Origin of the sequence: Streptomyces sp. BoleA5, from assembly GCF_000373665.1 — a bacterium.
GTDB lineage: Bacteria > Actinomycetota > Actinomycetes > Streptomycetales > Streptomycetaceae > Actinacidiphila.
Genome location: NZ_KB892132.1, coordinates 1 through 22,898 on the forward strand (window position 1 = coordinate 1; position 22,898 = coordinate 22,898).

30 protein-coding genes, 1 tRNA gene and 1 pseudogene are annotated in these 22,898 nt (G+C 72.1%); 15 read left to right on the forward strand and 17 right to left on the reverse strand.

The window, feature by feature from the left end; translation table 11 throughout:
• A partial coding sequence (locus B085_RS47685) for an electron transfer flavoprotein subunit alpha/FixB family protein (RefSeq protein WP_161275774.1) occupies nucleotides 1-274 on the forward strand: 274 nt, incomplete at its 5' end.
• 84 nt (nucleotides 275-358) lie between these two features.
• Here B085_RS47685 and B085_RS0133130 read toward each other — a convergent pair.
• Nucleotides 359-991 (reverse strand): TetR/AcrR family transcriptional regulator, encoded by a 633-nt coding sequence (locus B085_RS0133130; RefSeq protein ID WP_018562903.1) that lies wholly within the window; start codon nucleotides 989-991, stop codon nucleotides 359-361.
• 108 nt (nucleotides 992-1,099) lie between these two features.
• On the opposite strand from B085_RS0133130, the gene B085_RS0133135 reads away from it, so the two are divergent.
• The 3 genes from B085_RS0133135 (at nucleotide 1,100) to B085_RS0133145 (ending at nucleotide 3,947) form a co-directional block, all read left to right on the forward strand.
• On the forward strand, nucleotides 1,100-2,476 hold the full coding sequence (locus tag B085_RS0133135) for a GH1 family beta-glucosidase (protein ID WP_018562904.1): 1,377 nt from the start codon (nucleotides 1,100-1,102) through the stop codon (nucleotides 2,474-2,476).
• A gap of 261 nt (nucleotides 2,477-2,737) precedes the next feature.
• Nucleotides 2,738-3,271: an MFS transporter gene (locus B085_RS44625; protein ID WP_018562905.1), complete on the forward strand. Its 534-nt coding sequence runs from the start codon at nucleotides 2,738-2,740 to the stop codon at nucleotides 3,269-3,271.
• A gap of 121 nt (nucleotides 3,272-3,392) precedes the next feature.
• Nucleotides 3,393-3,947 carry an HPP family protein gene (locus tag B085_RS0133145; protein ID WP_018562906.1) on the forward strand — a complete coding sequence of 185 codons (555 nt, stop codon included), beginning with the start codon at nucleotides 3,393-3,395 and terminating at the stop codon, nucleotides 3,945-3,947.
• Between the two features lie 4 nt (nucleotides 3,948-3,951).
• Here B085_RS0133145 and B085_RS51185 read toward each other — a convergent pair whose 3' ends face one another.
• The 4 genes from B085_RS51185 to B085_RS49735 form a co-directional block, all read right to left on the reverse strand.
• The gene (locus tag B085_RS51185) at nucleotides 3,952-4,026 is read right to left on the reverse strand and encodes a BBE domain-containing protein (RefSeq protein ID WP_234018716.1); all 75 of its coding nucleotides are present in this window, start codon (nucleotides 4,024-4,026) and stop codon (nucleotides 3,952-3,954) included.
• The gene (locus B085_RS51190; protein ID WP_234018714.1) at nucleotides 4,014-4,595 is read right to left on the reverse strand and encodes a hypothetical protein; all 582 of its coding nucleotides are present in this window, start codon (nucleotides 4,593-4,595) and stop codon (nucleotides 4,014-4,016) included. Before B085_RS51190 ends, B085_RS51185 begins: the two co-directional genes overlap by 13 nt.
• A gap of 238 nt (nucleotides 4,596-4,833) precedes the next feature.
• Nucleotides 4,834-5,598: an alpha/beta hydrolase gene (locus B085_RS0133155; RefSeq protein ID WP_018562907.1), complete on the reverse strand. Its 765-nt coding sequence runs from the start codon at nucleotides 5,596-5,598 to the stop codon at nucleotides 4,834-4,836.
• 241 nt (nucleotides 5,599-5,839) lie between these two features.
• Nucleotides 5,840-5,921, reverse strand: a tRNA-OTHER gene (locus tag B085_RS49735).
• Between the two features lie 107 nt (nucleotides 5,922-6,028).
• Here B085_RS49735 and B085_RS49740 point away from each other — a divergent pair.
• Nucleotides 6,029-6,421, forward strand: coding sequence for an alpha/beta fold hydrolase (locus B085_RS49740; protein ID WP_158689873.1), 393 nt, complete (start codon nucleotides 6,029-6,031; stop codon nucleotides 6,419-6,421).
• Between the two features lie 485 nt (nucleotides 6,422-6,906).
• Here the strand turns inward: B085_RS49740 and B085_RS0133165 are convergent, their stop codons facing one another.
• A complete protein-coding gene (locus B085_RS0133165; RefSeq protein ID WP_018562909.1) occupies nucleotides 6,907-8,313 on the reverse strand; it encodes a VanZ family protein in 1,407 nt (468 codons plus the stop codon).
• Between the two features lie 84 nt (nucleotides 8,314-8,397).
• Entirely contained in the window at nucleotides 8,398-8,556 is a 159-nt protein-coding gene (locus B085_RS50235; RefSeq protein ID WP_018562910.1) for a hypothetical protein, read from the reverse strand.
• Between the two features lie 32 nt (nucleotides 8,557-8,588).
• Between B085_RS50235 and B085_RS48945 the strand changes: the two are divergent.
• A pseudogene (locus tag B085_RS48945) lies at nucleotides 8,589-9,190 on the forward strand (transposase); the annotation flags it as partial.
• A complete protein-coding gene (locus B085_RS0133180) occupies nucleotides 9,187-9,609 on the forward strand; it encodes a hypothetical protein (protein WP_026251701.1) in 423 nt (140 codons plus the stop codon). The pseudogene B085_RS48945 and the gene B085_RS0133180, both read left to right, overlap by 4 nt.
• A gap of 22 nt (nucleotides 9,610-9,631) precedes the next feature.
• Here the strand turns inward: B085_RS0133180 and B085_RS0133185 are convergent, their stop codons facing one another.
• Together B085_RS0133185 and B085_RS0133190 are read right to left on the reverse strand one after the other, a co-directional pair.
• Complete coding sequence (locus B085_RS0133185; protein WP_018562913.1) at nucleotides 9,632-10,033, reverse strand: VOC family protein; 402 nt, start codon at nucleotides 10,031-10,033, stop codon at nucleotides 9,632-9,634.
• Nucleotides 10,030-10,545: a cupin domain-containing protein gene (locus B085_RS0133190; protein WP_051102230.1), complete on the reverse strand. Its 516-nt coding sequence runs from the start codon at nucleotides 10,543-10,545 to the stop codon at nucleotides 10,030-10,032. Before B085_RS0133190 ends, B085_RS0133185 begins: the two co-directional genes overlap by 4 nt.
• A gap of 23 nt (nucleotides 10,546-10,568) precedes the next feature.
• Here B085_RS0133190 and B085_RS0133195 point away from each other — a divergent pair, with 23 nt between their 5' ends.
• Together B085_RS0133195 and B085_RS0133200 are read left to right on the forward strand one after the other, a co-directional pair.
• Nucleotides 10,569-10,892 (forward strand): tyrosine-type recombinase/integrase, encoded by a 324-nt coding sequence (locus B085_RS0133195; RefSeq protein WP_078620187.1) that lies wholly within the window; start codon nucleotides 10,569-10,571, stop codon nucleotides 10,890-10,892.
• A gap of 223 nt (nucleotides 10,893-11,115) precedes the next feature.
• Nucleotides 11,116-11,493 (forward strand): nuclear transport factor 2 family protein, encoded by a 378-nt coding sequence (locus B085_RS0133200; protein WP_018562916.1) that lies wholly within the window; start codon nucleotides 11,116-11,118, stop codon nucleotides 11,491-11,493.
• On the opposite strand, the gene B085_RS0133205 is transcribed toward B085_RS0133200, so the two are convergent.
• The gene (locus B085_RS0133205) at nucleotides 11,459-12,289 is read right to left on the reverse strand and encodes a helix-turn-helix domain-containing protein (RefSeq protein ID WP_018562917.1); all 831 of its coding nucleotides are present in this window, start codon (nucleotides 12,287-12,289) and stop codon (nucleotides 11,459-11,461) included. The genes B085_RS0133200 and B085_RS0133205 overlap by 35 nt on opposite strands.
• A gap of 54 nt (nucleotides 12,290-12,343) precedes the next feature.
• Between B085_RS0133205 and B085_RS0133210 the strand changes: the two genes are divergently transcribed.
• Nucleotides 12,344-13,348 carry a hypothetical protein gene (locus tag B085_RS0133210; protein ID WP_018562918.1) on the forward strand — a complete coding sequence of 335 codons (1,005 nt, stop codon included), beginning with the start codon at nucleotides 12,344-12,346 and terminating at the stop codon, nucleotides 13,346-13,348.
• Here B085_RS0133210 and B085_RS0133215 read toward each other — a convergent pair.
• Nucleotides 13,329-14,099: a class I SAM-dependent methyltransferase gene (locus tag B085_RS0133215; RefSeq protein WP_018562919.1), complete on the reverse strand. Its 771-nt coding sequence runs from the start codon at nucleotides 14,097-14,099 to the stop codon at nucleotides 13,329-13,331. The two genes, B085_RS0133210 and B085_RS0133215, sit on opposite strands and share 20 nt — an antisense overlap.
• Before the next feature lie 100 nt (nucleotides 14,100-14,199).
• Here B085_RS0133215 and sph point away from each other — a divergent pair, with 100 nt between their 5' ends.
• A complete protein-coding gene (gene sph / locus B085_RS0133220; protein WP_018562920.1) occupies nucleotides 14,200-15,198 on the forward strand; it encodes a sphingomyelin phosphodiesterase in 999 nt (332 codons plus the stop codon).
• A 63-nt stretch (nucleotides 15,199-15,261) separates the two neighbouring features.
• Here the strand turns inward: sph and B085_RS0133225 are convergent, their stop codons facing one another.
• The 3 genes from B085_RS0133225 to B085_RS50240 form a co-directional block, all read right to left on the reverse strand.
• Nucleotides 15,262-16,089 carry an aldo/keto reductase gene (locus B085_RS0133225; protein ID WP_018562921.1) on the reverse strand — a complete coding sequence of 276 codons (828 nt, stop codon included), beginning with the start codon at nucleotides 16,087-16,089 and terminating at the stop codon, nucleotides 15,262-15,264.
• Between the two features lie 140 nt (nucleotides 16,090-16,229).
• Complete coding sequence (locus tag B085_RS0133230) at nucleotides 16,230-18,062, reverse strand: AMP-dependent synthetase/ligase (RefSeq protein WP_018562922.1); 1,833 nt, start codon at nucleotides 18,060-18,062, stop codon at nucleotides 16,230-16,232.
• Nucleotides 18,063-18,276: 214 nt separating this feature from the next.
• Nucleotides 18,277-18,468 (reverse strand): hypothetical protein, encoded by a 192-nt coding sequence (locus tag B085_RS50240; protein WP_199789262.1) that lies wholly within the window; start codon nucleotides 18,466-18,468, stop codon nucleotides 18,277-18,279.
• A gap of 16 nt (nucleotides 18,469-18,484) precedes the next feature.
• Between B085_RS50240 and B085_RS48950 the strand changes: the two genes are divergently transcribed.
• On the forward strand, nucleotides 18,485-18,706 hold the full coding sequence (locus B085_RS48950) for an Lrp/AsnC ligand binding domain-containing protein (protein WP_202470675.1): 222 nt from the start codon (nucleotides 18,485-18,487) through the stop codon (nucleotides 18,704-18,706).
• On the opposite strand, the gene B085_RS0133240 is transcribed toward B085_RS48950, so the two are convergent.
• Entirely contained in the window at nucleotides 18,684-19,538 is an 855-nt protein-coding gene (locus B085_RS0133240) for a LysR substrate-binding domain-containing protein (protein WP_018562924.1), read from the reverse strand. The two genes, B085_RS48950 and B085_RS0133240, sit on opposite strands and share 23 nt — an antisense overlap.
• 120 nt (nucleotides 19,539-19,658) lie before the next feature.
• Here B085_RS0133240 and B085_RS0133245 point away from each other — a divergent pair, with 120 nt between their 5' ends.
• A complete protein-coding gene (locus B085_RS0133245; protein ID WP_018562925.1) occupies nucleotides 19,659-20,693 on the forward strand; it encodes a bile acid:sodium symporter family protein in 1,035 nt (344 codons plus the stop codon).
• A 38-nt stretch (nucleotides 20,694-20,731) separates the two neighbouring features.
• On the opposite strand, the gene B085_RS0133250 is transcribed toward B085_RS0133245, so the two are convergent.
• The gene (locus tag B085_RS0133250; RefSeq protein WP_018562926.1) at nucleotides 20,732-21,103 is read right to left on the reverse strand and encodes a DoxX family protein; all 372 of its coding nucleotides are present in this window, start codon (nucleotides 21,101-21,103) and stop codon (nucleotides 20,732-20,734) included.
• 30 nt (nucleotides 21,104-21,133) lie between these two features.
• The gene (locus B085_RS0133255; RefSeq protein ID WP_018562927.1) at nucleotides 21,134-21,988 is read right to left on the reverse strand and encodes an MBL fold metallo-hydrolase; all 855 of its coding nucleotides are present in this window, start codon (nucleotides 21,986-21,988) and stop codon (nucleotides 21,134-21,136) included.
• Between the two features lie 115 nt (nucleotides 21,989-22,103).
• On the opposite strand from B085_RS0133255, the gene B085_RS0133260 reads away from it, so the two are divergent.
• Nucleotides 22,104-22,295 carry a hypothetical protein gene (locus B085_RS0133260; RefSeq protein ID WP_018562928.1) on the forward strand — a complete coding sequence of 64 codons (192 nt, stop codon included), beginning with the start codon at nucleotides 22,104-22,106 and terminating at the stop codon, nucleotides 22,293-22,295.
• Nucleotides 22,295-22,888 (forward strand): histidine phosphatase family protein, encoded by a 594-nt coding sequence (locus tag B085_RS0133265; protein ID WP_018562929.1) that lies wholly within the window; start codon nucleotides 22,295-22,297, stop codon nucleotides 22,886-22,888. The genes B085_RS0133260 and B085_RS0133265 overlap by 1 nt, the downstream gene beginning before the upstream one ends.
• Nucleotides 22,889-22,898 lie beyond the last annotated feature (10 nt).

Here is a 22,898-nt window from a genome sequence, read left to right on the forward strand (position 1 = left end):
GGGTGCGTCGCGTGCGGCGGTGGATGCGGGGTGGTATCCGCACACCAATCAGGTGGGTCAGACGGGTAAGTCGGTGTCGCCGCAGTTGTATGTGGCGGCGGGTATCTCGGGTGCGATCCAGCACCGTGCGGGGATGCAGACGTCGAAGACGATCGTGGCGGTCAACAAGGACCCGGAGGCGCCGATCTTCGAGCTGGTCGACTACGGCGTGGTCGGTGACCTGTTCGCGGTGGTGCCGCAGCTGACCGAGGAGGTCACCGCCCGCAAGGGCTGACCCCGGCGATGCCGCCGACCGGCGGTACACGCACCGGAGCCCCGTGACGCCCCCACCGGCACCACGGGGCTCCCGGCATATCCGTCAGCCGTCCAGATAGCCCCTCAGCAGCCGCTTGCACTCGGCGATGAGCACCGGATCGCCCTCGGGGTCCCGGCGGAAGGCGAGGCGCAGGACCGCGTCGGCGGACTCGAGGGCGACGTGCAGCCGCACACGGGTCGCCGCCTGGTCGCCGTCCCCGAGCAGCCCGCCGACGAGGAACCAGAGCCGGTCGGCGACGGCCGCGTTGTTCTCCAGCGCCGCGTCGAGGAGGTGGATGCTGCGCGGGTCCTCGCGGCCGATCGCGCCGAAGTCCACCACCCCGAAGCCCGGTACGGCGCGGCGCATCGCGACGTACTCCTCGATCGCCAGGTCCACCATCGCCCCGATGCACTGGGGGCGTTCGGCCTCCACCCGGCGGGTGAGCCGGTCGGCGAAACGCCCCAGGTTCCGTTCGGCCAGGGCGCCCAGCAGCCCGTCGACGCCGGGGAAGAACTGGTACAGCGTCCCGATCGGGACCTCCGCGCGCCGGGCCACCTCCTTGGTGGTGAGCGCCGTGTGGCCGACCTCGTCCAGCAGCCGTGCGCAGGCGTCCAGGATCCGGTCGAAACGCTCCCGGCTGCGCTGCTGCACGGGGCGGCGGCGCAGAGGGCCGGACGGGTCGGTGGGTGCCTGCACGGTCCCACTCTGCCCGATCGGGTGTAGGTTGGCGAGGCCTAACATGAGCTTCACTCATGTTCGTCGCGTTCTTCGTGTGCGTCGTGCTCGGCAGAGGAGAGGATTCCCATGTCCCCGCTTCCGGTCTCTTTCAGCTGGGGTGCCTCCACCGCCGCGTACCAGATCGAGGGCGCCGTCGCCGAGGACGGCAAGGGGGCGTCGGTATGGGACACCTTCAGCGCCCGGCCCGGCGCGATCCGCGACGGCCACACCGGCGAGATCGCCTGCGACCACTACCACCGCCACACCGAGGACGTGGCGCTGATGAAGGACCTCGGGCTCGACTCCTACCGCTTCTCCGTCTCCTGGCCGCGCGTCCTGCCGGAGGGCCGGGGGCGCGTCGAGGCCCGCGGACTCGGCTTCTATGACCGCCTGGTGGACGAGCTCCTCGCGGCCGGCATCACCCCCACGCCCACCCTCTTCCACTGGGACCTCCCGCAGGCGCTGGAGGACGAGGGCGGCTGGCTGAACCGGGACACGGCCCGCCACTTCGCCGAGTACGCGGCCGTCGTCGCCACACGTCTGGGCGACCGGGTCACGCGCTGGATCACCCTCAACGAGCCCTTCGTCCACATGGTCTTCGGCTACGCCTTCGGCACCCACGCCCCCGGCCGAGCCCTGATGCTGGAGGCGCTGCCCGTCGCCCACCACCAGTTGCTCGGGCACGGGCTCGCCACCGCCGCGCTGCGCGCCCACGCGCCGGCCCCCGCGCAGGTGCTGATCGCCAACAACTGCACACCGGTGCGCACCCCCGAGAGCGCCACCGACGCCGACCACGCCGCCGCCGCGGCCTACGACGCCCTGCACAACCGGCTGTTCACCGACCCGCTGCTGCTCGGCGGCTACCCCGACCTGTCCGCGTACGGGCTGACCGACCCGACGTGGGGCGGCGTCGTCCGCGACGGCGACCTCACCGTGGTCGGCGCACCCCTCGACGGCCTCGGCGTCAACTACTACAACCCCACGTGGATCGCCGCCCCCACGGCGGGGACGGGCCTGCCCTTCGACATCCTGGAACCGGACGTCGCGGTGCCGGGCCGCCCCTACCCGCGCACCGCCTTCGGCTGGCCGGTGGTGCCGGACGGCCTGACCGAACTGCTCACCGGCCTCGACGCACGCTACGGGGCCGCGCTCCCGCCCGTCTGGATCACCGAGAACGGCTGCTCGCAGACCGACCGCCCGTCGGAGGACGGGGAGATCCGCGACGAGGCCCGCATCGACTACCTACGCACCCACATCGAGGCCGTCGAGACCGCCCACGCCCGCGGGGTCGACGTCCGCGGCTACTTCACCTGGTCGCTGCTGGACAACTTCGAATGGGCCGAGGGCTACCACCAGCGGTTCGGTCTCGTCCACGTCGACTACGGGACCGGGCGGCGGACGCCGAAGGCCTCGTACCACTGGTACCGGGAGCACATAGCGCAGGCGCGCCGCACCACGCCCTGATCCGCCCGGATCCCTTGGCGCCCGGAAGGCCCGGCACTACACCCGCGCGAACATGAGATGACCTCATGTTCTCGGGCGCTGCAGGGCGAACCGCATGCGCCACACCGGTGAGGAGGCCGCCCACACCCCGGACACCACGTCGGCCGAGCCGGTCGTACGGGTCTACTACCTCACCGACGCGGTCCGCCTCGACGACCCCGAGACCGGCGTGCTGGTCCTCACCCTGACTACACCCTCCGCGCGGCGCTCACCGCCGTCCCGGTGGGCGTGCTCTCCGACCGGGCCGGCCGCCGCAAGGGCTTCGTACGGCTCTGCGCCGTCGTCATGGCCCTCGGCGCGGTGCTGCTGGCCTGCGTCCACACCTGGCCCGCCGCCATGGCCGCCGCCGCGGTGCTGGGCGCCGGCTTCGGCATCTACCTGGCCGTGGACCAGGCCCTGGTGACCCAGGTCCTCCCGGCGGCCGAGCCGCGCCAGGACCTCGGCGTCATCAACATCGCCAACTCCGGCCCCCAGGTGCTCGCCCCGGCCGTCGCCGCCCCCGTCATCGCCCATCTCGGCGGCTACACCGGCCTGTACCTCGCGACCGCGCTCGTCACCCTGCTCGGCGGCCTGCTGATCGCCAGGGTGCGCGGGGTCCGTCAGGGCCCCGGACGGGCCGTCGCCGCCCGGTCGTCCGCGGGCCGGATCGTCCCGCGGGCCGGATCGTCGGGCCGGATCGATAGAGGCCTTCGATCAAGCGATAGGAATGCGGTCTTGGACGCGGCCCGCGCGCCGCCGCGACGATCGAGGGCGTGATCCCCGTCGTCACGGAAGAGCCGCCGTGGGCCGGATACGGGGATGTCCCGAGGAGTCCCCATGCTGATTCCGCGTGCCCCGGGGGCCTGTGCCCCGTCATGTCCCGAGACCGGTCACCGTGATGGCGACTGAGGCGTCCGGGACGACCAGGACCGCCGACGTCGCACCCTCCGAGACGGAGCCGACCCCCAAGCGCCGAGGCACACGCCACCTGCCGCGGCTGCCCCCGCGCACGATCGCCTCGGCGGCCGTGACGACCTCGATCGGACTGGCCGTGCTGGTGGCCCTGGGCACGCTCACCCATCAGACGGTGCTGGTGCCCCCGCTCGCGGCCACGATGGCGATCGTCACCGCGACCCCCGAATCCCCGCTCGCCCAGCCCCGCCACGTCATCGGCGGCCACATGCTCTCCTGCCTCGTCTGCTTCGGCGTGCTCGCCCTCGGCTGGCACGGCCCCTGGGCCGCCGTCGTGGGCTGCGGCATCGCCTGCGGACTCGTGCTGCTGCTCAAGACGCCCCACCCGCCCGCCATGGCCACCGCGGTCATGATCATGCTCACCACCCCGTCCGCCCTCCACTTCGTCCCCCTCCTGGCGGCCGGCGCGCTGCTTCTCGTCGCGGTGCAGATGGTCTCCGCCCGGCTGAGGCGCGAGGTCTACCCCACGTCGTGGTGGTGAGGGCTCAACCGGCGGCGGGGATGTTGGGGTTGAACCGGAACACGCTGTCCGGGTCGTACCGCGCCTTCACCGCCCGCAGCCGCCGGTAGGTCTCGGGGGAGTACGCCGTCGGCGTCCGCTCCTCGACCGCGTCCGCGTGGGACAGGAAGGCGGGGTGCCTGCGGTCGCCCGGCCGGGGCGCCAGCCGCTCGGTGAGTTCCGTTCCGTGCCCGAGGCGGCGCTTCGCGCCGCCTCGCCGGGCGTTGTGAAGGTCAGCGTCAGCACCGCGAAGCCGGCGTCCCGGTTGCCGACGGCGTTGGGGGCCGCGGGCGGCGCGGCCAGTGCGCCGCCGAGGTGGCGTATGTCGACGATGTCGATCCGCGTCGCGGCGCCCGGGCCCGCGGTGTCGAGGACGGCCTCGACGGCCTGCGGGGTCAGATCGTCGAGCAGGGCGAAGTGCTCGACGGCGGCCCAGGGTTCGGCGCCGCCGGGGACGATGCCCAGGCAGTCCGCGTAGGGAATCTCCGTCACCATGTCCGAGAGCAGGGGCGCCGCGTCCCTCAGCGGCGCGACGAGCCGGGCACCCTGCGCGGCCGGGGTGACGCAGGAGCGGACGTGCACCGTCAGGGTGCCGCGCATGAACTCCGGAAGGAACGGCAGGTCCGGCATCCGCATCAGGGCGAAGGAGGACGTGACCTCGTCGGGTGCGCCGACCGTGAAGTCCCGCTAGGTCCGCAGGACTTGATCCGCGTCTTCCCCGGCGTAGCAGAGGTTGCCCGCGTAGAGCCGCGTCACCGGCGGATCACGAGACGGCGGGAAGGGGTGCGGCGCGCCCCCGGGACCCGCTTCACCCGAGGCCGCGGTCGCGGCGCCCGGCCGGCCCGCCGGACGCCGCGACCCGCGCACGTCAGGCCGAAGTGGTGACCGCTTCGCCGAGGTGCCGGGCGAAGAAGCGGACCGCGCTGTCGGCCTCGAAGCGGGGCAGCTCCTTGTGCGTGCCCGAGTTCACGTGCAGTGACTTCTCCTTCGAGGCGAAGGCGTCGAACAGCGCGAGACCCTGCTCGCGGGAGATGTGCTCGTCGTCCCACTGCAGATCGAACTCGATCGGGATCGTGATCCGCTGTGCCTTCTCGGCCAGGACGTCGGGCCAGTGCTGGCCGAAGACCGCGGCGGTGATCCGGGGTTCGGCCGCCACGAACGGCACGCCGATCGCGGTGCCCATGTTGATGCCCCAGTAGCCGACCGGCCCGTCGGTGCCGATCTCCGGAAGCCCCTGGAGGACGTCCAGGAGCGCCCGGTACTCGGGCACGGCGAGCGCCGCCAAGTGGTCGTTGTAGCGGACGACGATCGGGCCCTCCGGTTCGCCGGCCGCCCTCGCCCGGAACAGTTCGGCGATCTCCGCCTCGTCATGAGCCGTACGCGGCCGGTCGCCGTGACCGGGCGCGTCGAGGACGGCGACGTGGAAGCCGCAGCCAGTCACCAGACGCCGGGCCCGGCCGGACATCGCCGGGTGCTTCTTGTGGTTGCCGCCGCCGTGCCCCATCAGGACCAGGGGCGCGAGCCCGTCACCGGAGGCCGGTGACCAGAGGACACCGGGGACGCCGTCCACGGTGAGGTCGCGCTCGATGACGCCGTCGAACGACGACTCGGCGGTGAACTGCAGGGAATGCATGATGCTGCCTTTCGGGAGTGCCTCGATGTCCAGGCGCTCCCGGCGACACCTACGTCAGTCGCCAGACCGTGACGGCAAGGGGGAGCACCCACAGGGATACCGCGTTCATGGGTCTCACCTCCTCGGAGACGTCACGCGCGACCGAAGTTATCAGAGCGGCCATCGGCCCGCCCGGGCCTTTGCCGACCTTTGGCCAAGCCCGGGCGGCTGGACAACGCTCGTGATCAATGCATCCAGGGGTTGGCCATCGCCCGGATTCGAACCGGGGTACCGCATCGGGCGAACCCGAGTGCGGCGTCCTGGGCCGCTGGACGACGAAGGACCGGTCGCAGCGTACCCGCCGGGCCGGGCGCTCCGCCTCCCCGTGCCGTTTCGCCCGGAAAGCCGATCAGGCAGCCCCCAGATCAAGGTCACGAGGGACGATGTGAGGGTGGAGCTGCGTCGAGCCGACGGCGGGGTGATCGCGGTCGAGGTGCTGGGAGAGCCGGACGCGCCTGCCGTGCTGCTCTGCCACGGGCTGGCCGACTCGCGGCTGGCCGTGTACGGCTTCGCGGGCGCGGCCGACGCGCTCGGACTGCGCTTCATCGCCCCGGACCGCCCCGGTATCGGCGGCTCTGACGCCCGCCGCCTGACGCGGGTCGTGGACTGGGCCGCGGAAGCCGCTCTGGTCCTGGACGCACTGGACGTGGGCTCGGTCGCGCTGCTCGGTGTCTCGGGCGGTGGAGCGTTCGCGGCCGCCTGCGCGTCCGAGCTGCCTGACCGTGTCCGATACCCGGGGCCCGCCTTCACGTCCACCCCGGCCAAGGCCACTTCTCGATTCTGACCGCAACCGAGCAGACGCTGGCGACGCTCGCCGCATAGCCGGTCGAGGTTGCCTTCCCCGCGCAGGCGTTCTCCGACCTGCGCGAGGAGGCCCGCGCCTCGCCGTACCGCCATTACCCCCCGCGTAAGAGGGCAGCGGTAGCAGCCCAGGAAGGAGCACAGTCTTGCGTGCTGTAGCCGCAAGTCCGTGGGCTCGCCAATCCGTGAGGGTCTGGGAGGAACCGCGACGGTACGCCTACGGTGGCTCCCCGTTTGGCTCCCTCAGCGTTGACACCTGATAGAGCTGATCGGGGCCGCCTCCGGGCTGCGAGTGCCGGCGGTTTTACAAACCGTGCGGTTGAGCATCCCTGGCCAGCCGAAATGCTGCCCGCCGACCTACGTGCCCCGCGCCTGTCCCACAGGGCCCGGCAACAATGTCGGCCTCGGGGCCGCGACCTGCATAGTGAGGCGGAGGACAGGGTCTCCTTGAAGTCGGGGAGTCAGATGTCAGCCGGCCTTCACTGGCGCGTTCGTGCCGTCATACACCTGTCCACTCACCGCATCCACCCGCCAGGTGTCCGTCGCACCTGGCGCCAGTGGGTCGGCTTCCTGCTCCTCTGTGCCATTCGACACGCCCACGAGCCACTCGGCTCGCCAAGCACTTTCCCTCTCAACCGCTTTGAGCGTAAAAGCCTTGACTTGCAGCTCGTCCGGAATGCTGCCTCCGCGAGCCTGGAGCTGAGCGCCTATCGTCTCTCGCACCGCCTTCTCGGCCTGCCCGGCATCCAACTTCACGCTCGCAAGCTCAAGGCGTTTGGGGCCGAGAGTCACGTCCAGCTGCGAGACGCGTCCGACCCGGTCGACCTGGACGTCCAGCATCCTCGGCATCAGCACGTCGTTGTCGAGCCACCGCCAGCTGGTCATCCATCCCAGCTCCGCTCTCTCTCCCACCGCATAGGTCTTGTGCACGTCGGCGTCCTGTGCCCACGGGTAGCGCTCGCGCATGTACGACTGCGCGACTTGGAAGGCCTCCTGCTCGGTGGACGGCGCCTTCTCCCCCACCACCGGGTATCCCATGACGCTGGGACGGTCGCTGTCTTCCAGTAGAACGTTCAGGTGCTTCTTGTCCGGCCACGACAGGCTGCCGTTGCTGAATGCCTCCGGGTGATTCTTGTCCCGGCTCAGCAGGGTGAAAATGACGTTCCTGCACGGCGCCCCCACACACGGCTGGTCATACACACGCCCCAGCAGATACCTGTCGCCGAACATTTCCTTCACTGCCTGCTCGACGGCTTGGCGCTGCTCGGAGTCCGCGGACGATAGACCGGTTCCGTCCACATGCGAGAAGGTCACGAACGGGCGTGCGACGCCCGCGCCCAGCGTCAGGAACACCGCGGATGCGATGAGCGACGCCTTGGTGCCGGCCCGCCAGTCGAGGGCCTCGCGCTTGACGAGTACCAGTGCGGCGACAGCGACTCCTACAAGGCCACCGAGGATGTTCATCTCGGCGTCAGCGCTGTCGCAGATCCGTCCTAGGCCGTCCACTGTGGCCTGGGTGAACTCGATGGCCAAGGGCAGCGCGATGACGCCGACGAGAGTGGGAAGCAGCCGGAGCGAGGCCAGCAGGGCGCAGAGCCCGAGCGGCACCGTCATGGCGAGATTCCACAGCCCCTGGGTGGTGCTGAAGGGCTCGGCGAACTGGTGGTTGATGACGCATTGGCCGCTGGCCTGGCCGCTGCCCATAGAGGTGACACCAAGCACGTCGGTGAGTGTGGCGACAAGGCCAGCCCACCAAACGCCGTGGACGTTGCCCAAACGGCGGGCGAGCAGCCATGCCGCGCCACCCAGGACGAGCGGGGCCAGCCCGCAAGCGATCAGATAGCCGACGTGGTGTTGGAAGATCGCGGTAAACACGGGCGTATTCCTTGCCAGAGTCAGGGCGTGGGGAGAGGCGAAGGGCCCCGTCTAGGACAGACGGGGCCCTTCGGGCTGCTGGTTTCAGCAGTGTGCGGCAGGCGTCTGGAAGGTGCCGCCGCTGTAGTTGAGCACTCCGACGCTGTTGTAGCAGAAGTAGTCGCCGAACTTGGTCCAGGACTTCTTGACGGTCTGGCCGGAGCTGATGGTGAAGTAGGAGGAGTAAGTGGTGCTACCGCTCATGCTGTAGCCGAGGCGGACGCTGACCGAACAAGTGGCGCGACGACGGCACCGACCAGACCATCTACGACCTGCTGCGCTGGCAGGCGCGGGAGAGGAGGGGTCGATCAGCCGACCCCAGCCTGGTGGTGCTCGACACCCGAGCCTGCACGCCGCCGCCGGAGTCCCGGCCGACACCACGGGGCGGGATGCGAACAAGAAGGTGCCGGGGCGCAAGCGGGGACTGGCCGTCGACATGCTGGGCCTGGTGATCGCGGTGGTGGTGCCGGCCGCCTCCGTGCACGACAACGCCGTCGGCACCGCACTGCTGGACAAGGTGATCGCCGGCACCGAGCCGGGCACCGTGAAGAAGGCCCTGGTGGACCAGAGGTTCAAGACCACCGTCGCCGATCACGGGGCGAAGGCGGGCATCGAGGTCGAAGTGGTGAAACGCAACCCTGGCGACACCGGGTTCGTCCCGCAGCCCAAGAGATGGGTGGTGGAGCAGACGAACGGGATCTTGATGCTGCACCGCAGGCTGGTGCGCGACTACGAGCATCGGCCCGCCTCGGCCGAGTCGAGGGTGTACTGGGCCCTAAGCGACCGGATGTCGAGGATGCTGACCGGGACCTCTGCCCCCACCTGGCGCGGCGCATGACCGGCGGGGAGTTGACCTTGGGGGCGGTGCTGGTGCGACTGGAGGAGCGGGATCGGGAGATCGCCGCGCAGGCCGAGGCGGCCCGGGATAAGATCGCGGAGCTGACCGCGTTGCTGGACGGGTTCGACACAGCCGCCGAGGAGATCCGGATCACCCGCAAGACGCTGCTGAAGCTGCCCGATTCGCGGCCGCCCACGCCGCTGGCCGCGAAACTGCCGGACCATCCGGCCTACCAGCAGATCATGGCGGTGTTTGCCGCAGCCGACGTCCCGTTGCGGGCGCGGGCGGTGTGCGAGGCGATGGACGTAGAGATCGCACCCAACGACATCAACAACGTCCGTCTGAAGCTCAAGCGGCTGGTCGACCGCGGCATCCTCACCGAGCCCGAACCGGGCTTGTTCACCCAGCCCCGCCCATGACCCGGACCGTCGACGGCGGACTTCAGGCGTTCCAGGAACGCGAGCAGAGCACAAGGCGGTAGCCGTCAGGATCGGCAACGGTGACGCCGTACTCATCCCAGTAGGGGTTGTGCGCCGCGGCGCGGGTGCCGCCCGCGGCGACGAGGCGGTCGACGAGGGCATCATCGACCTCGGCACCGAGATAGAGGACGAAGAGGTCGTCCACCGTGGGCATGGGCTCCAGCGGCCGCTCGGGGTCGTGAGTGAGCTCGAAGTGCCAGGAGCCGCCCGGGAGTCCGAGCATCACCAGATCATGCTCTCCGGAGACACGCTCGGTTGTGCGCCACAGAACGTCGAGCCCGAGGCCCTCGACGTAGAAGCGCTCTGCGGCCACAAGGTTCCGGGAGGGGCGGGCGATCCGGATGGGGGTGTCCGGTGTGATCACGCCGAGGCCCCCAGAGTCGTGCGCCAGACCGGGCTGTCGACGTAGTGGTTGTCGAAGCGCTCCGAAGTCTCGGCGAGTCGGCTCGGGGGCTCCTCACCGCGGGTGACCTGTCCCAGCAGGCGCAAGTAGTCGAAGCGGTCCATGCCCGGCGTGAAGACGCACAGGACGTCGGCGCCCGAGCCCGGGGCGGCCCGGAAGGCGTGCGGGGTGCCCGGCGGTACCGCGAGGAAGTCACCCTGGTGTAGGACGGTCACTTTCTCGCCGAGCAACACCTGGAGCGAGCCGCCCAGTACGAAGAACAACTCCCAGGCGCGCATGTGGAAGTGGGCAGGCGCACCGGCCGCACCTTCGACAAAGGTCGAGCGGTAGCTGGTGAACGCGCCCCCGGTCTGGGCCGAATCGGCGAAGAGTGTCATCACAGCACTGGGGTCGGCGCACGTCTCGGCCTCACCACCGCGCGTGAGTACCGTCCCCGTGGTGATGTGGCCGTTCAGGCCGTGATCCAAGGTCATGATCGCGACCTTACCGATCAGGTATGACAAGAGCACCGCACGCAAGCAAGATGTCGCCGCCGCGACGGAAGGTGCTCCGCAACTTCAGGAGCCTTCTCAAGGATGCGGGGTTTCCTGACCGGAAGGAGTGGACCACCAGGGAGCTGCGAACGAGCTTCGTCTCCCTCCTCTCGGACCACGGAATCCCGATCGAGGTGATCTCGCGTGTTGTGGGGCACAGCGGGAGCGCCACGACCGAACGGGTCTACCGCAAGAAACTCCGTCCCCTCATTGCTGCCGGGGCCGAAGCGATGGACGACATCTTCGAACCGGGGAACCACTCCGTGGACGCGCCGAGGGAGGTCTGAACGCGGTCTTCGTGGCTCCCCATCTGGCTCCCATCCGTCAGTGCCTCCCTGCGCATGGGTTGTCTGACCTGCGCGGGGAGGCACGGCCCACGCCGCCTCGCCATTACCCCCCGCGTAATCGACCCCGCCCGGCGGCCCCGGCAGGGTGGTCGTACCGGGCGGACGGGGTGGCGCACTCCACCCCGTCCGGTCGGGCCAGACTGCCCGGACGAGGAGGACCGTGATGTCGCAGAACCGGTACGAGGACGCCGTCGCCCGCTACTTCGAGGCGTGGAACAGCGGCGCGGAGGCGAGGGCCAAGGCGGTGGCCGCCGCGTGGGTGGAGGACGGTACGTACACCGACCCGCTGGCGCGGGTGGCCGGGCACGAGGGGATCGAGGCGCTGATCGCCGGGGTGGGGGAGAGGTTCCCCGGGTTCGTGTTCACGCCGGTGGGGGAGGTGGACGGGCACCACGACGTGGCGCGCTTCGCCTGGGAGCTGGGGCCCGCCGGTGCGGAGCCGGGGGCGGCGCCGATCGCGGGCTCCGACGTGATCACGCTCGCGGAGGACGGCCGGATCCGCTCGGTCAGCGGGTTCCTGGACCGGCTGCCCGCGGCGTGAGGGACCGGAGGGCGGCGGCGGTCTCCGGGTCGGCGGGGAGGAAGGTCTCGATCGCCAGCTCCGAGACCGTCACGTCCATCGGTGTGTTGAACGTGGTGGCCGTGGAGATGAACGACAGCTCCCGGCCGCCGTGTTCGATCCGCATCGGCAGGGCGAAGGGGAAGATCCCCTCGGTGTCGTCGGAGGCGGAGGGCTGCTCGGAGCGGGCGGGCGGGGCGGGGTAGGCCGCCAGCTCCTCGTACAGGGCGCGCAGCGGCCCGTGTGCGGTCATCGCGATCTGACGCTCGATGCGTTCCAGCAGGTGTCCGCGCCACTGGCGGAGGTTGCGGATCCGCGGGGCCATGCCCTCGGGGTGCAGCGTGACGCGCATGGCGTTGAGCGGCGGCCGCAGCAGGTGCGGGGCGACGCCCTCGAGCAGGGCGCCCACGCCCTGGTTGGCGGCGACGACGTCGTACATGCCGTCCAGGACCAGCGCGGGGTAGGGCTCGTAGGCCGCCAGGAGCCGGTCGAGGCTCTCGCGCAGCGGGTGCATCGCGGGGTCGCCCAAGGGCGTCTCCGGATACGCGGGGGCGTAACCGGCCGCGACGAGCAGCGCGTTGCGCTCGCGGACGGGCACGTCGAGGTGCTCGGCGAGCCGCAGGACCATGGCCTGGCTGGGGCGCGAGCGGCCGGTCTCGACGAAGCTGATGTGCCGGGCCGAGCTGTCCGCGCGCAGGGCGAGTTCCAGCTGGCTGATGCGGCGCCGCTCGCGCCAGCCGCGCAGCAGCGTCCCCACACCGGCCGTGGTCGTCGTCATGCCCCGACCGTAACCCAGGTGCGGGGCCCGGCGCCGTCGTGGTGGGATGCGCCGATGGACCTGGAAACGCGGGTGGACGCAGGCGGGTACGACGCCCCCACCCCCTGGGCGGACCCGGCATGGCGGCGGGAGGCGATGGCCTGGGCACGGGACGCGGCCGTCGCGCGGGGTCCGGAGCCGCGGCCGGTGCGGGAGTGGCTGGCCCGGTTGCGGCCCTGGTCGGTGGTGGTGCGTATCCCGCTCGCCGACGGGTCCCCGGTCTGGTTCAAGGCCAACCCGCCCGCTTCCGCCTTCGAGCCCGCGCTGACCGGGGCGCTCCACGCCTGGGCCCCGGGCCGGGTGCTGGTGCCGCTCGCGGTGGACACGGACCGCGCCTGGTCGCTGCTGCCCGACGGGGGTCCGCTGCTGGCCGAGGCGGTGGACGGTCCGCGGGGGCCGGACGGTGCGGACCACTGGGAGGATCCGCTGCGGTCGTACGGCGCGCTGCAGCGTGCCACCGTCGGCCGCGCCGACGAGCTGACGGCCCTCGGGGTGCCCGACCTGCGCCCGGCACGGCTGCCGGAGCTGCTGGACGAGCTGATCGAGCGGACGGACGCGCCGGCGGAGGTCCGGGCGGTACGGCCCCGCTTCGCCGACTGGTGCGCCGAGTTGGCGGCGTCCGCGCACGGCGCGGCGCTCGACCACTCCGACCTGCACGAGGGGCAGGTCTTCACCGCCGGTGGCCGCCACGTCTTCTTCGACTGGGGCGACGCCGCCGTCGCGCACCCCTTCACCAGCCTGCTGGTCACGGCCCGGGTGACGCGCCGCCGCCACGGGGCGGACGCGCCGCGGGTCCTGGCCCGGCTGCGCGACGCCTACCTGGAGGCCTGGACGGGCGGGCAGGGGCGGGAGCTGCGCGCGCTGCGCCGCGAGGTGAGTCTGGCCTGCCGGGTCGGCGCGGTGACGCGGGCGCACAGCTGGGGGCGGGTCTTCCCGGATCCTGCCGGGCGCACGGTGGCGGCCCCGCGGGAACACCTGCTGCGCTGGCTGGCCGAACTGCTCAACGAGCCGCCGCTGTAGGGGAGTCCTTGAAGTCCTCGAAGTCCTTGACGAGCGCGAGGAGCCGGTAGAGCGGGTCGGGGCGGGCCGTGTCCTGCTCGGGCAGCGCGGCCAGGGCTCCGGCGAGGGCCTGGGTGTCGCCGTCGCGCAGGGCGAGCGCGGAGGCGAACTCGCCCGCCGCGATCCGGGCGGCGAGATCGCGCGGGGTGCGGCCCTGGCCGTGGCCGGCGAAGCGGGCTCCGCCCGCCGGGCGCAGGCCGTGCGCGGCGGCCTGCCGCACCACCCGTTGCTCCGCGTCGTACGCCTCCCGGGTGCGGAACGGCGCGAGGAGCGCGTCGACGTCGCTGCCCACGTCGTGTCCGGCGTCCTTGTCCACGGTGGTGACGAGCACCCCGCCGGGCCGCAGCACCCGGGCGCACTCGGCGATCACCGCGGGCGCGTCCGGCAGCAGATGGAGCACCCACACGGCCGTCACCGCGTCGAGCGAGGCGGTCGCGAACGGCAGCCGGCGTACATCGCCCTGGACGATCCCCGGCCCCACCCGGCCGGCGGCGAGCCGGGCCATGGCCAGGGCGGCGTCGACGCCGAGCACGCGCAGTCCCGGGCGGCCGGTGTAGCGGGCCGTCACCAGACCGGTCCCGCAGCCGATGTCGAGCAGGGTCCGGGCCGGTCGCGGTATCAGCCCCAGCACCGCGCCGGCCGCGGCCTCGGCGCGGGGGACGCCGCCGCGGGTGGCGTCGTAGATCGCTGCCTGCTCCTCGTAGTCCAGCACGCCCGTAGGTTAGCCGTACGCCGTCTACCCGGCGGTAACCGACAGCCTCTAGTCTCACGCCTGTTCCGCGACCGAGCTCCATCCGACTCCAGGAGGGCCCGTGAGACACGGCAGAGCCGCCGCCTGCGCATTCGTCCTGCTCCTCGCCTCGTCCGCCGGCGCGGCCGGTACCGCGACGGCGACCGCGACTGCGGCGGCCGCCCCCGCGGCGACCGCAGCGGCGCCCCAGCTGCGGCTGGTCACCAGCAACGTGATGATGCTGCCGCGCACGCTCTACCCCAACTGGGGCCAGCTGCACCGCGCCGACCTGATAGCCGCCTCCGGCTACGTCCAGGGCGCCGACGTCCTGGTCTTCCAGGAGGCGTTCGACAACGGGGCGTCCGACCGGCTGCAGGCGAACCTCAAGGGCCGCTACCCCTACCAGACCCCGGTGCTCGGCCGGTCCAAGAGCGGCTGGGACCGCACCGAGGGCGCGTACAGCTCGCTGACGCCCGAGGACGGCGGGGTGACGATCCTCAGCAAGTGGCCGATCCTGGAGAAGGTCCAGCATGTGTACGGCGACGCGTGCGGCGCGGACTGGTTCTCCAACAAGGGCTTCGTGTACGCCGTTCTCGACGTGAACGGCACCCGGGTCCACGTCGTCGGCACCCACACCCAGGCCGACGACTCCGCCTGCGGCAGCGGGGAGGCCGCGAGCGTCCGCGCGGCCCAGAACCGGGAGATCGACGCCTTCCTCGACGCCCGCGCGATTCCGGCCGCCGAGCCGGTGGTCGTCGCGGGCGACCTCAACACCGACGCGGGCGGTGCCGAGTACGCCCGTATGCTCGCCGACCTGGACGTCTCCGCGCCCGACGCCGACCCCGGCCCGGTCGCCAGCTTCGATCCCGCCACCAACTCCGTCGCGTACGACCGCTATCCCGACGACCCCGCGCAGCGCCTCGACCACGCGCTCCTGCGCAACGGCCACGCCCGCCCCGCCCGCTGGAACAACCGTGTGGTCGACGAGCACTCCCCCAGCTGGTCGGTCACCAGCTGGGGCACCACCTACACCTTCGACGACTACTCGGACCACTACCCGCTGGTCGCCGGGGACGTGTGAGAGCGCGGGGCGGCCTGCCCGGCCCGCCGGGCCGGGCAGGCCGCCCCGCCCCGCGTGTGCGCGTCAGTTGAAGGAGGACGGGTCCGGGCCGAGGCGCCCGCCGTTGTCGAGGGCGTCGATCGCGGCCAGGTCCTCGCCGTCGAGCTCGAAGCCGAAGACGTCGATGTTCTCCCGGATCCGCGACGGGGTCACGGACTTGGGGATCACGACGTTGCCGATCTGCAGGTGCCAGCGCAGGACGACCTGGGCCGGGGTTCTGCCGTGCTTGGCGGCGATCGCAGCGAGCGCCGGCTCGTCGAGCAGTCCGCGGCCCTGGCCGAGCGGCGACCAGGCCTCGGTCGCGATGCCGTGGCCCGCGTGGAAGGCCCGCAGCTCGGTCTGCGGGAGGTGGGGGTGCAGTTCGACCTGGTTGAGGACGGGCGCGACGCCGCCCTCGTCGAGCAGGTGCCGCAGCAGGTCGACCGGGAAGTTCGACACGCCGATGGCCCTGGCGCGGCCGTCGGCCTGGATCTTCTCCAGGGCGCGCCACGTCTCCAGGTACAGGCCGCGGGCTGGCGCGGGCCAGTGGATCAGGTAGAGGTCGACGTACTCCAGGCCGAGCTTGCCGAGGGAGGCGTCGAAGGCGCGCAGGGCGTTGTCGTGGCCCTGGTCGGTGTTCCACAGCTTGGTGGTGACGAACAGTTCCTCGCGCGGGATGCCGGAGGCGGCGATGGCGCGGCCGGTGCCCTGTTCGTTCCGGTAGAGCGCGGCGGTGTCGATGCTGCGGTAGCCGGCCTCCAGGGCCGTGGCGACCGCGGTGGCGGCCTCGTCGTCCGGGACCTGCCAGACGCCGAAACCGAGCTGCGGCATGGTCACGCCGTTGTTGAGGGTGATGTCGGGAACATTGCTCACGAGCAGGCCGTCCTCACTTCGTCGGAGTCGGACTCGAGGTCTGTCCCTTGTTCAACGATCTCCGTGCCGGAGGCATTCCCCCGGGTGTCCGTCCTGCGAGCCGCCCCGCGCCCCCGCTGCGAGTCTTTCCAGGAGCCGCTCTACGAGCGGTAGAGGGCCTCGATCTCGCGGGTGTAGGCCTTCTCTATCGCCCTTCTCTTCAGCTTGAGCGACGGTGTGAGCAGCCCGCCCTCCTCCGAGAACTGCCCGGCCAGGATGCGGAAGGTGCGGATCGACTCGGCCTGGGAGACGAGCGTGTTGGCGGCGACGACCGCCCGCCGGACCTCCGTCTCCAGGTCGGGGTCGCGGATCAGCTTGGCGATGGGCAGCTGCGGCTTGGACCGCATGCTCAGCCAGTGCCCGACGCCCTCGGGGTCGAGGGTGATCAGCGCGCCGATGAAGGGCCGGTCGTTGCCGACGACGACGCACTGCGAGACCAGCGGGTGGGAGCGCACCCGGTCCTCCAGCACCACCGGCGAGACGGACTTGCCGCCGCTGGTCACCAGGATCTCCTTCTTCCGCCCGGTGATCGTGAGGTAGCCGTCCTCGTCGAGCGCGCCGAGGTCGCCGGTGGCGAGCCAGCCGTCGTGCAGGACCTCCGCGGTGGCCTTGGGGTTGTTGAGGTACTCGCCGAAGACCTGGCCGCCGTACACCCAGATCTCGCCGTCGTCCGCGATGTGCACCGTGGTGCCCGGGATGGGCACGCCCACGGTGCCGAAACGCGTCTGCTCGGGCGGGTTGGCGACCGCGGCGGCCGTGCTCTCGGTGAGCCCGTACCCCTCGAAGATGCGCACGCCCGCGCCGTCGAAGAAGAGCCCCAGCTGCCGGTCCATCGCCGAGCCGCCGGAGAAGGCGTGCCGGACCTTGCCGCCGAGGGCGGCGCGTACCTTGCCGTAGACCAGCTTCTCGTAGAGCTGGTGCTGCATCCGCAGCGAGGTGCTGGGGCCCGGGCCGGTGCCGAAGGCCCGGGCCTCCATCGCCTCGGCGTGCCGCACCGCCACCTCCACGGCCTTCTCGAAGGGCCCGAGCCGGCCCCCCGCCTCGGCCTTGCGGCGGGCGCCCTGGAAGACCTTCTCGAAGACGTACGGTACGGCGAGCACGAAGGTCGGCTTGAAGGAGGCCATCGCGGGCAGCAGTTCGGCCGCGGCCAGGTTGGGCTGGTGGCCCAGCCGGACCTTGGCGCGCACGGCCGCGACCTCCACCATCCGCCCGAAGACGTGGGCGAGTGGCAGGAAGAGCAGGGTGGAGGCCTCGTCGCCGCGCTTGCTGTGGAAGACCGGCTCGTACCGGGCGACGACGTTGTCGCTCTCCGACATGAAGTTGCCGTGGGTGATCACGCAGCCCTTGGGGCGGCCGGTGGTGCCCGAGGTGTAGATGATCGTCGCGATGGCGTCCGGGGTGACCGCCTGGCGGTACCTGTGCACCAGGTCGTCGTCGACGGCGGCGCCGTGCCGGGCCAGTTCGGACAGCACGTCGGAGTCCAGCTGCCACAGCCGTGTCAGATGGGGGAGTTCGTCGACGACCGCGCCGATCGTCATCGCGTGGTCCTCGTGCTCGACCACGCAGGCGACCGCCTCGGAGTCGTGCAGCATCCAGCGGACCTGGTCGGAGGAGGAGGTCGGGTAGATGGGGACGGGCTGGGCGCCGATCGCCCACAGCGCGAAGTCCAGCACCGTCCACTCGTAGCGGGTCCGGGACATCAGGCCGACCCGGTCGCCGAAGCGGATCCCCTGGGCGATCAGGCCCTTGGCGACCGCGAGGACCTCGTCGCGGAACCGGGCGGCCGTGAGGTGCTCCCAGTCCGTGCCGTCCGCTCCGGTGCGGCGGCTCAGCACGATCCGGTCCGGCTCTTCGTCGGCATTGACGAACACGGCGTCCGCCAGACCACCGACCTGGGGTGCCGTCACCAGTGGGGGAATGGTGAACTCGCGCAACGTCGCTCCTCGACCGCCTCGGCGGTCACAGAACGTACCCGATACCACGTGGGGTGGGGAGGGGAGTGACATTCGGCTGTGAAGGCCCGGGTGGGCTCCCTCACACTCGTGTGACGAGCCGATTCCCGGTTACCGCAAGGAACACGGCGCTGGAGGACGGTTCCCGGGCGGACCGGGGTCCGCCCGGACTCTGCACCAAATCCCCTCGGGGGGATCACGGCCGCTCTACAGCCCCCACCGGCTCGGGGGCCGCCGCAGGCGCCCCGCCCGGCCGTTCGCGGACCAGGACGAGCACGACCGCGCCCGCCGGCAGGCCGGCGGCACCCGCCGCCAGAGCCGCCGCGTTCAGGCCCGAGGTCGACACGGCGTGGGTCGGCCACGACACCCGCGCCATCTTCTGGATCACGGCCGCCCCCTCCGCCCTGTCCTCCGTCGGGCAGGCGCTGGCCGCGCACCCCGGGACCGCCTACGTCGCGGCGACCACCGGATCGTCCAACCTCGTCGCCGTGGTCATCTGCAGCAGCACGCCGGAGCTCTACCGCTATCTCAGCGAGTGCGTCGGCGCCCTGGACGGGGTCCGGCACGTGGAGACCGTGCCGTCGCTGCGCCTGGTCAAGCAGATCACGACCGAAGGGATCCGCTGAGGATCGCCGCCGCGAGGGCTTCGGCCGCCTCCTGCGCCGCGGGCCGCCGCCGCCCGTGCAGCAGCACGAAGTCGACCCCGCCGAGCTCCGGCAGTCCCGCGCGGGCCGCGACCCGCACCAGACCGGGCGGGATCAGCCCCTCGGCGTGCGCCATCACCCCGAGGCCCGCACGGGCCGCGGCGATCAGCCCGCTCAGCGAGCCGCTGGTGCACGCGATGCGCCACGCACGGCCGTCGCGCTCCATGACCTCGAGGGCCCGCGCCCGGGTGATCGCCGGGGCCGGGTAGAGGATCAGCGGGACGGGCCGCTCGGCCTCGGGGCGGTAGCGCTCGCCGGAAATCCACACCAGCCGGTCGCTCCACACCAGTTGGCCGTGGGTGTCCCCGGCCGCGCGCTTGCCGAGTATCACGTCCAGCCGGCCGGCGGCCAGCTGCCGGTGCAGGGTGGCCGACAGCTCCACCGTCAGCTCCAGGTCCACCTCGGGGTGGTCGCGCCGGAAGCGCTCCAGGATCTCCGGCAGCCGGGTCAGGACGAAGTCCTCCGAGGCGCCCAGGCGCAGCCGGCCGCGCAGTCGGGTGCCCGCGAACCAGCCCGCGGCACGCTCGTTCGCCTCCAGGATCGTCCGGGCGAAGCCGAGCATGGCCTCGCCGTGCTCGGTCAGCTCCACGCTGTGCGTGTCGCGCGTGAAGAACCGCCGGCCGGCGGCCTCCTCCAGCTTGCGCACGTGCTGGCTCACCGTCGACTGGCGCAGGCCCAGCCGGCGGCCGGCCTGCGTGAAGCTCAGCGTCTGGGCCACGGCGACGAAGGTCCGCAGCTGCACGGGATCGAACACGCCGCCAGCCTACCGCAGCCCATCGCGATACGTGATGACAGTCAGTGCGGTCAAAGTCATTTACGATCACCCGGTCACCGGGCACTCTGGGAGGGCCCCGTCCAGCACCTGAGGAAGACCATGCGCCGCCTGCGTTACCCGTCCTGGATCCCTGTGGACCCGTACATCGCGGCGCTGCTCGGCACCGTGCTCCTCGCGGCCCTGCTGCCCGCCCGGGGCACCGGCGCCCACCTCGCGGGCGGAGCCTCCACCGGAGCGGTCGGGCTGCTCTTCTTCCTCTACGGCGTGCGCCTGTCCACCCGCGAGGCGATGGACGGACTGCGCCACTGGCGCCTGCACGGCACCGTACTGGCCGCCACCTTCGTCGCCTTCCCGCTGCTCGGGCTGGCCTCGGGCGGACTCGTGCCGTTCCTGCTGACGCCCGAGCTGCACACCGGGCTGCTCTTCCTGTGCCTGGTGCCCTCGACGATCCAGTCCTCGATCGCCTTCACCTCCGTCGCCCGCGGCAACGTGGCCGCCGCCATCTGCGCCGGCTCCTTCTCCAGCCTCGCCGGACTCGTGATCACCCCGCTGCTGGCCGCGCTGCTGCTCGGCGGCAGCGGCGCGGGCCTGTCGGCGCACGCGGTCCTCGGCATCGTGCTGCAACTGCTGGTGCCCTTCATGGCGGGCCAGTTCCTGCGGCGCTGGATCGGCGGCTTCGTCACCGGCCACAAGAAGGTGCTCGGCCTGGTCGACCGGGGCTCGATCCTGCTGGTCGTCTACACGGCGTTCAGCGAGGGCGTGGTGCGCGGCATCTGGCACCAGGTCACGCCGCTGCGCCTGCTCGCACTGGTGCTGGCCGAGGCCCTGCTGCTGGCCGCGATGCTGGGCCTCACCTCGTACGGCTCGCGCAGGCTCGGCTTCTCCCGCGAGGACCGGGTGGCCATCGTCTTCGCCGGGTCGAAGAAGAGCCTGGCGGCCGGACTGCCCATGGCCACGGTGCTGTTCGGGGCACAGGCCGGGCTGATGGTGCTGCCGCTGATGCTCTTCCACCAGATGCAGCTGATGGTGTGCGCGGTCCTCGCCAAGCGGTGGGCCCGCCGTGCGGAGGCGGCCGCGCCCGCCGCCGCCCCGGCCGCCGCGCGGCCCCGGGAGGCCGTCGCCGGGCCCAGGTGAGCCCGGGGCCGGCCGTACGGCAGCGGCGCCCGGCCCGCTCAGCGCACGGCGTCGGCCACGAGGACGGCCAGCGCCATCGCCAGGAACAGCGTGTACGCGAACAGGGCGCGCCCCCGGTCACCGGCACGCAGCTGCCGCACCAGCACCCAGGCGAAGATCCCCGCCTCCAGCGCCGCCCCGGCGACGCCGACGGGAGGGTGCCAGATCCCGGCGAGCACGGCGGAGCCGCCGAGCGTGTGCAGCGTGCCGAGGAGCGTGGGCACCCACAGCCGCCGTCCATCGAGGACGCCCAGCCGGGTCAGCTCGTCGAGCCGCTCCAGGCCGGGCCGCGCACGGGCCAGCTGGGCGACCGCGGAGGGGACGACTTCCAGCAGCAGGAGGACGGTCAGCGCGACGGCGAGTGCGAACACCCGCACAGTGTGCCGTACGTTCGAAGGCGCTCAGTCCTCGCGGCAGATGACGAACCCCGGGTAGGGGTGGCGTCCCGGCCGGTCGCCGATCTCCTCGATCGCCCGCCGGATCTCGTGGAGCTGCTCCACGGTCATCTCCAGCGGCGGCTCGTCGGGCTGGTGGGTGGTGCGGACCGGGTAGTCCACGCCCGGCTCGCGGGTCATCTCGACGTGGCAGCCCAGCACATGGGTGACCCGGCGCTCCGCGGCGAAGGCGACCAGCCGGTCGATGGTGCGCCGGAAGGCGGCCCAGTCCGCCACGTACAGCCGGCCCGGGTAGACGGTGTCGCCGGTCAGCAGGAAGCCCGTCGCCGGGTCGTAGTAGGTGACGGCCGAGGCGTGGTGGCCGGGTGTGGCCAGGCACTCCAGTTCCCGCCCGCCGAGGTCCAGGCGCGCCACGCGGTCGGGGTCCTCGGTGAGGCCGAGGAAGCCCCAGGCGCTGTCGCGGTCCGCCGGCACCACGACGGTGTCCGGGCGGCCGGCGAACTGCGCGTCGCCGGCGACGTGGTCGCCGTGCGCGTGGGTGTGCAGCACCAGCAGCTCGTAGCCCGGCCGCTGCAGGGCGGGCGGCCGCAGTTCGAACAGCTCGTCCACGACCTCCCGCAGCGGGAAGAACTCCTCCTCCGGCGTGGCCCCCGTGTCCAGGAGCACCGCGCGGTCGTCCCCGAAGAGCAGGAAGAGGAACGGCGCCTCGTAGTGGACCGCCTTGTTCTGCCGCAGGATGAAGGTGCGTTCGTCGTACTCGAACACCTGGATGTCGGGATCGGTGTTGTGCTTCGCCGACGGCGACCCGTGGATCCAGCGCACGTCGAGCGGCTCCGGCGCCGGAGGGGCGGATGCTTTCATGGCGTGTTCTCCTGCGGGCAGTCGTGGCGCCGGCCGGTCCGGCCCGAGGTCCGTTCCGCCGGGTGGCGCGGGCACCGTTTTGTGCGTCCCACCGGTCGGGAGAGACACTGTCCACGTGACCTCGGAGGCAGCGGTGGCGACGTCCACCCACCATATCGGCGTCCCCGGCCGGGGCCGCGACGGCGGCCGGGGCACCTCGCGGCACGCATCCCGGCGGCCGCCGGGACACCGCGCGCGTGACCGCTCTCTCGCCAGTGATCCCGACGGCAACGACATCGCGGCCGTCCCCATGGAGGTGGCCCCCTGATGGCTCCGCGCCTCGTGCTCGTCCGGCACGGCCAGACCGAGTGGTCCAAGAGCGGCCGGCACACCGGCAGGACCGACATCCCGCTCACCGATGAGGGCCGGGAGGCGGCCCGCCTGCTGGGCAAGCGCCTCGCCCGGGCGCCCTGGCACGACTTCCCGGGCGCCCGGGTGCGCACCAGCCCCCTCGTGCGCGCCCGCGACACCTGCGAACTCGCCGGGTTCGGCGACCGCGCGCAGACCTGGGACGCGCTGCGGGAGTGGGACTACGGCGAGTACGAGGGCCGCACCTCCCCGGAGATCCGGGAGGAGCGCCCGGGCTGGGTGATCTGGCGTGACGGGGTCGTGGGAGGCGAGACCTCGTGGCAGGTCGCCAACCGCGCGGACGAGGTCGTGGCCTGGGTCAAGGAGGAGGACGGCGACGCGGTCGTCTTCGCGCACGGCCACTTCCTGCGCACCCTGGCCGCCCGCTGGCTGCGGCTGGACCCGATGCGCGGCATGGTGCTGAGCCTGGCCCCGGCCTCGCTGTCGGTACTCGGCTGGGAGTACGGCGACCCCGCGATCACCCTCTGGAACGACACCGCGCACCTGCAGTGACGCGCTGACC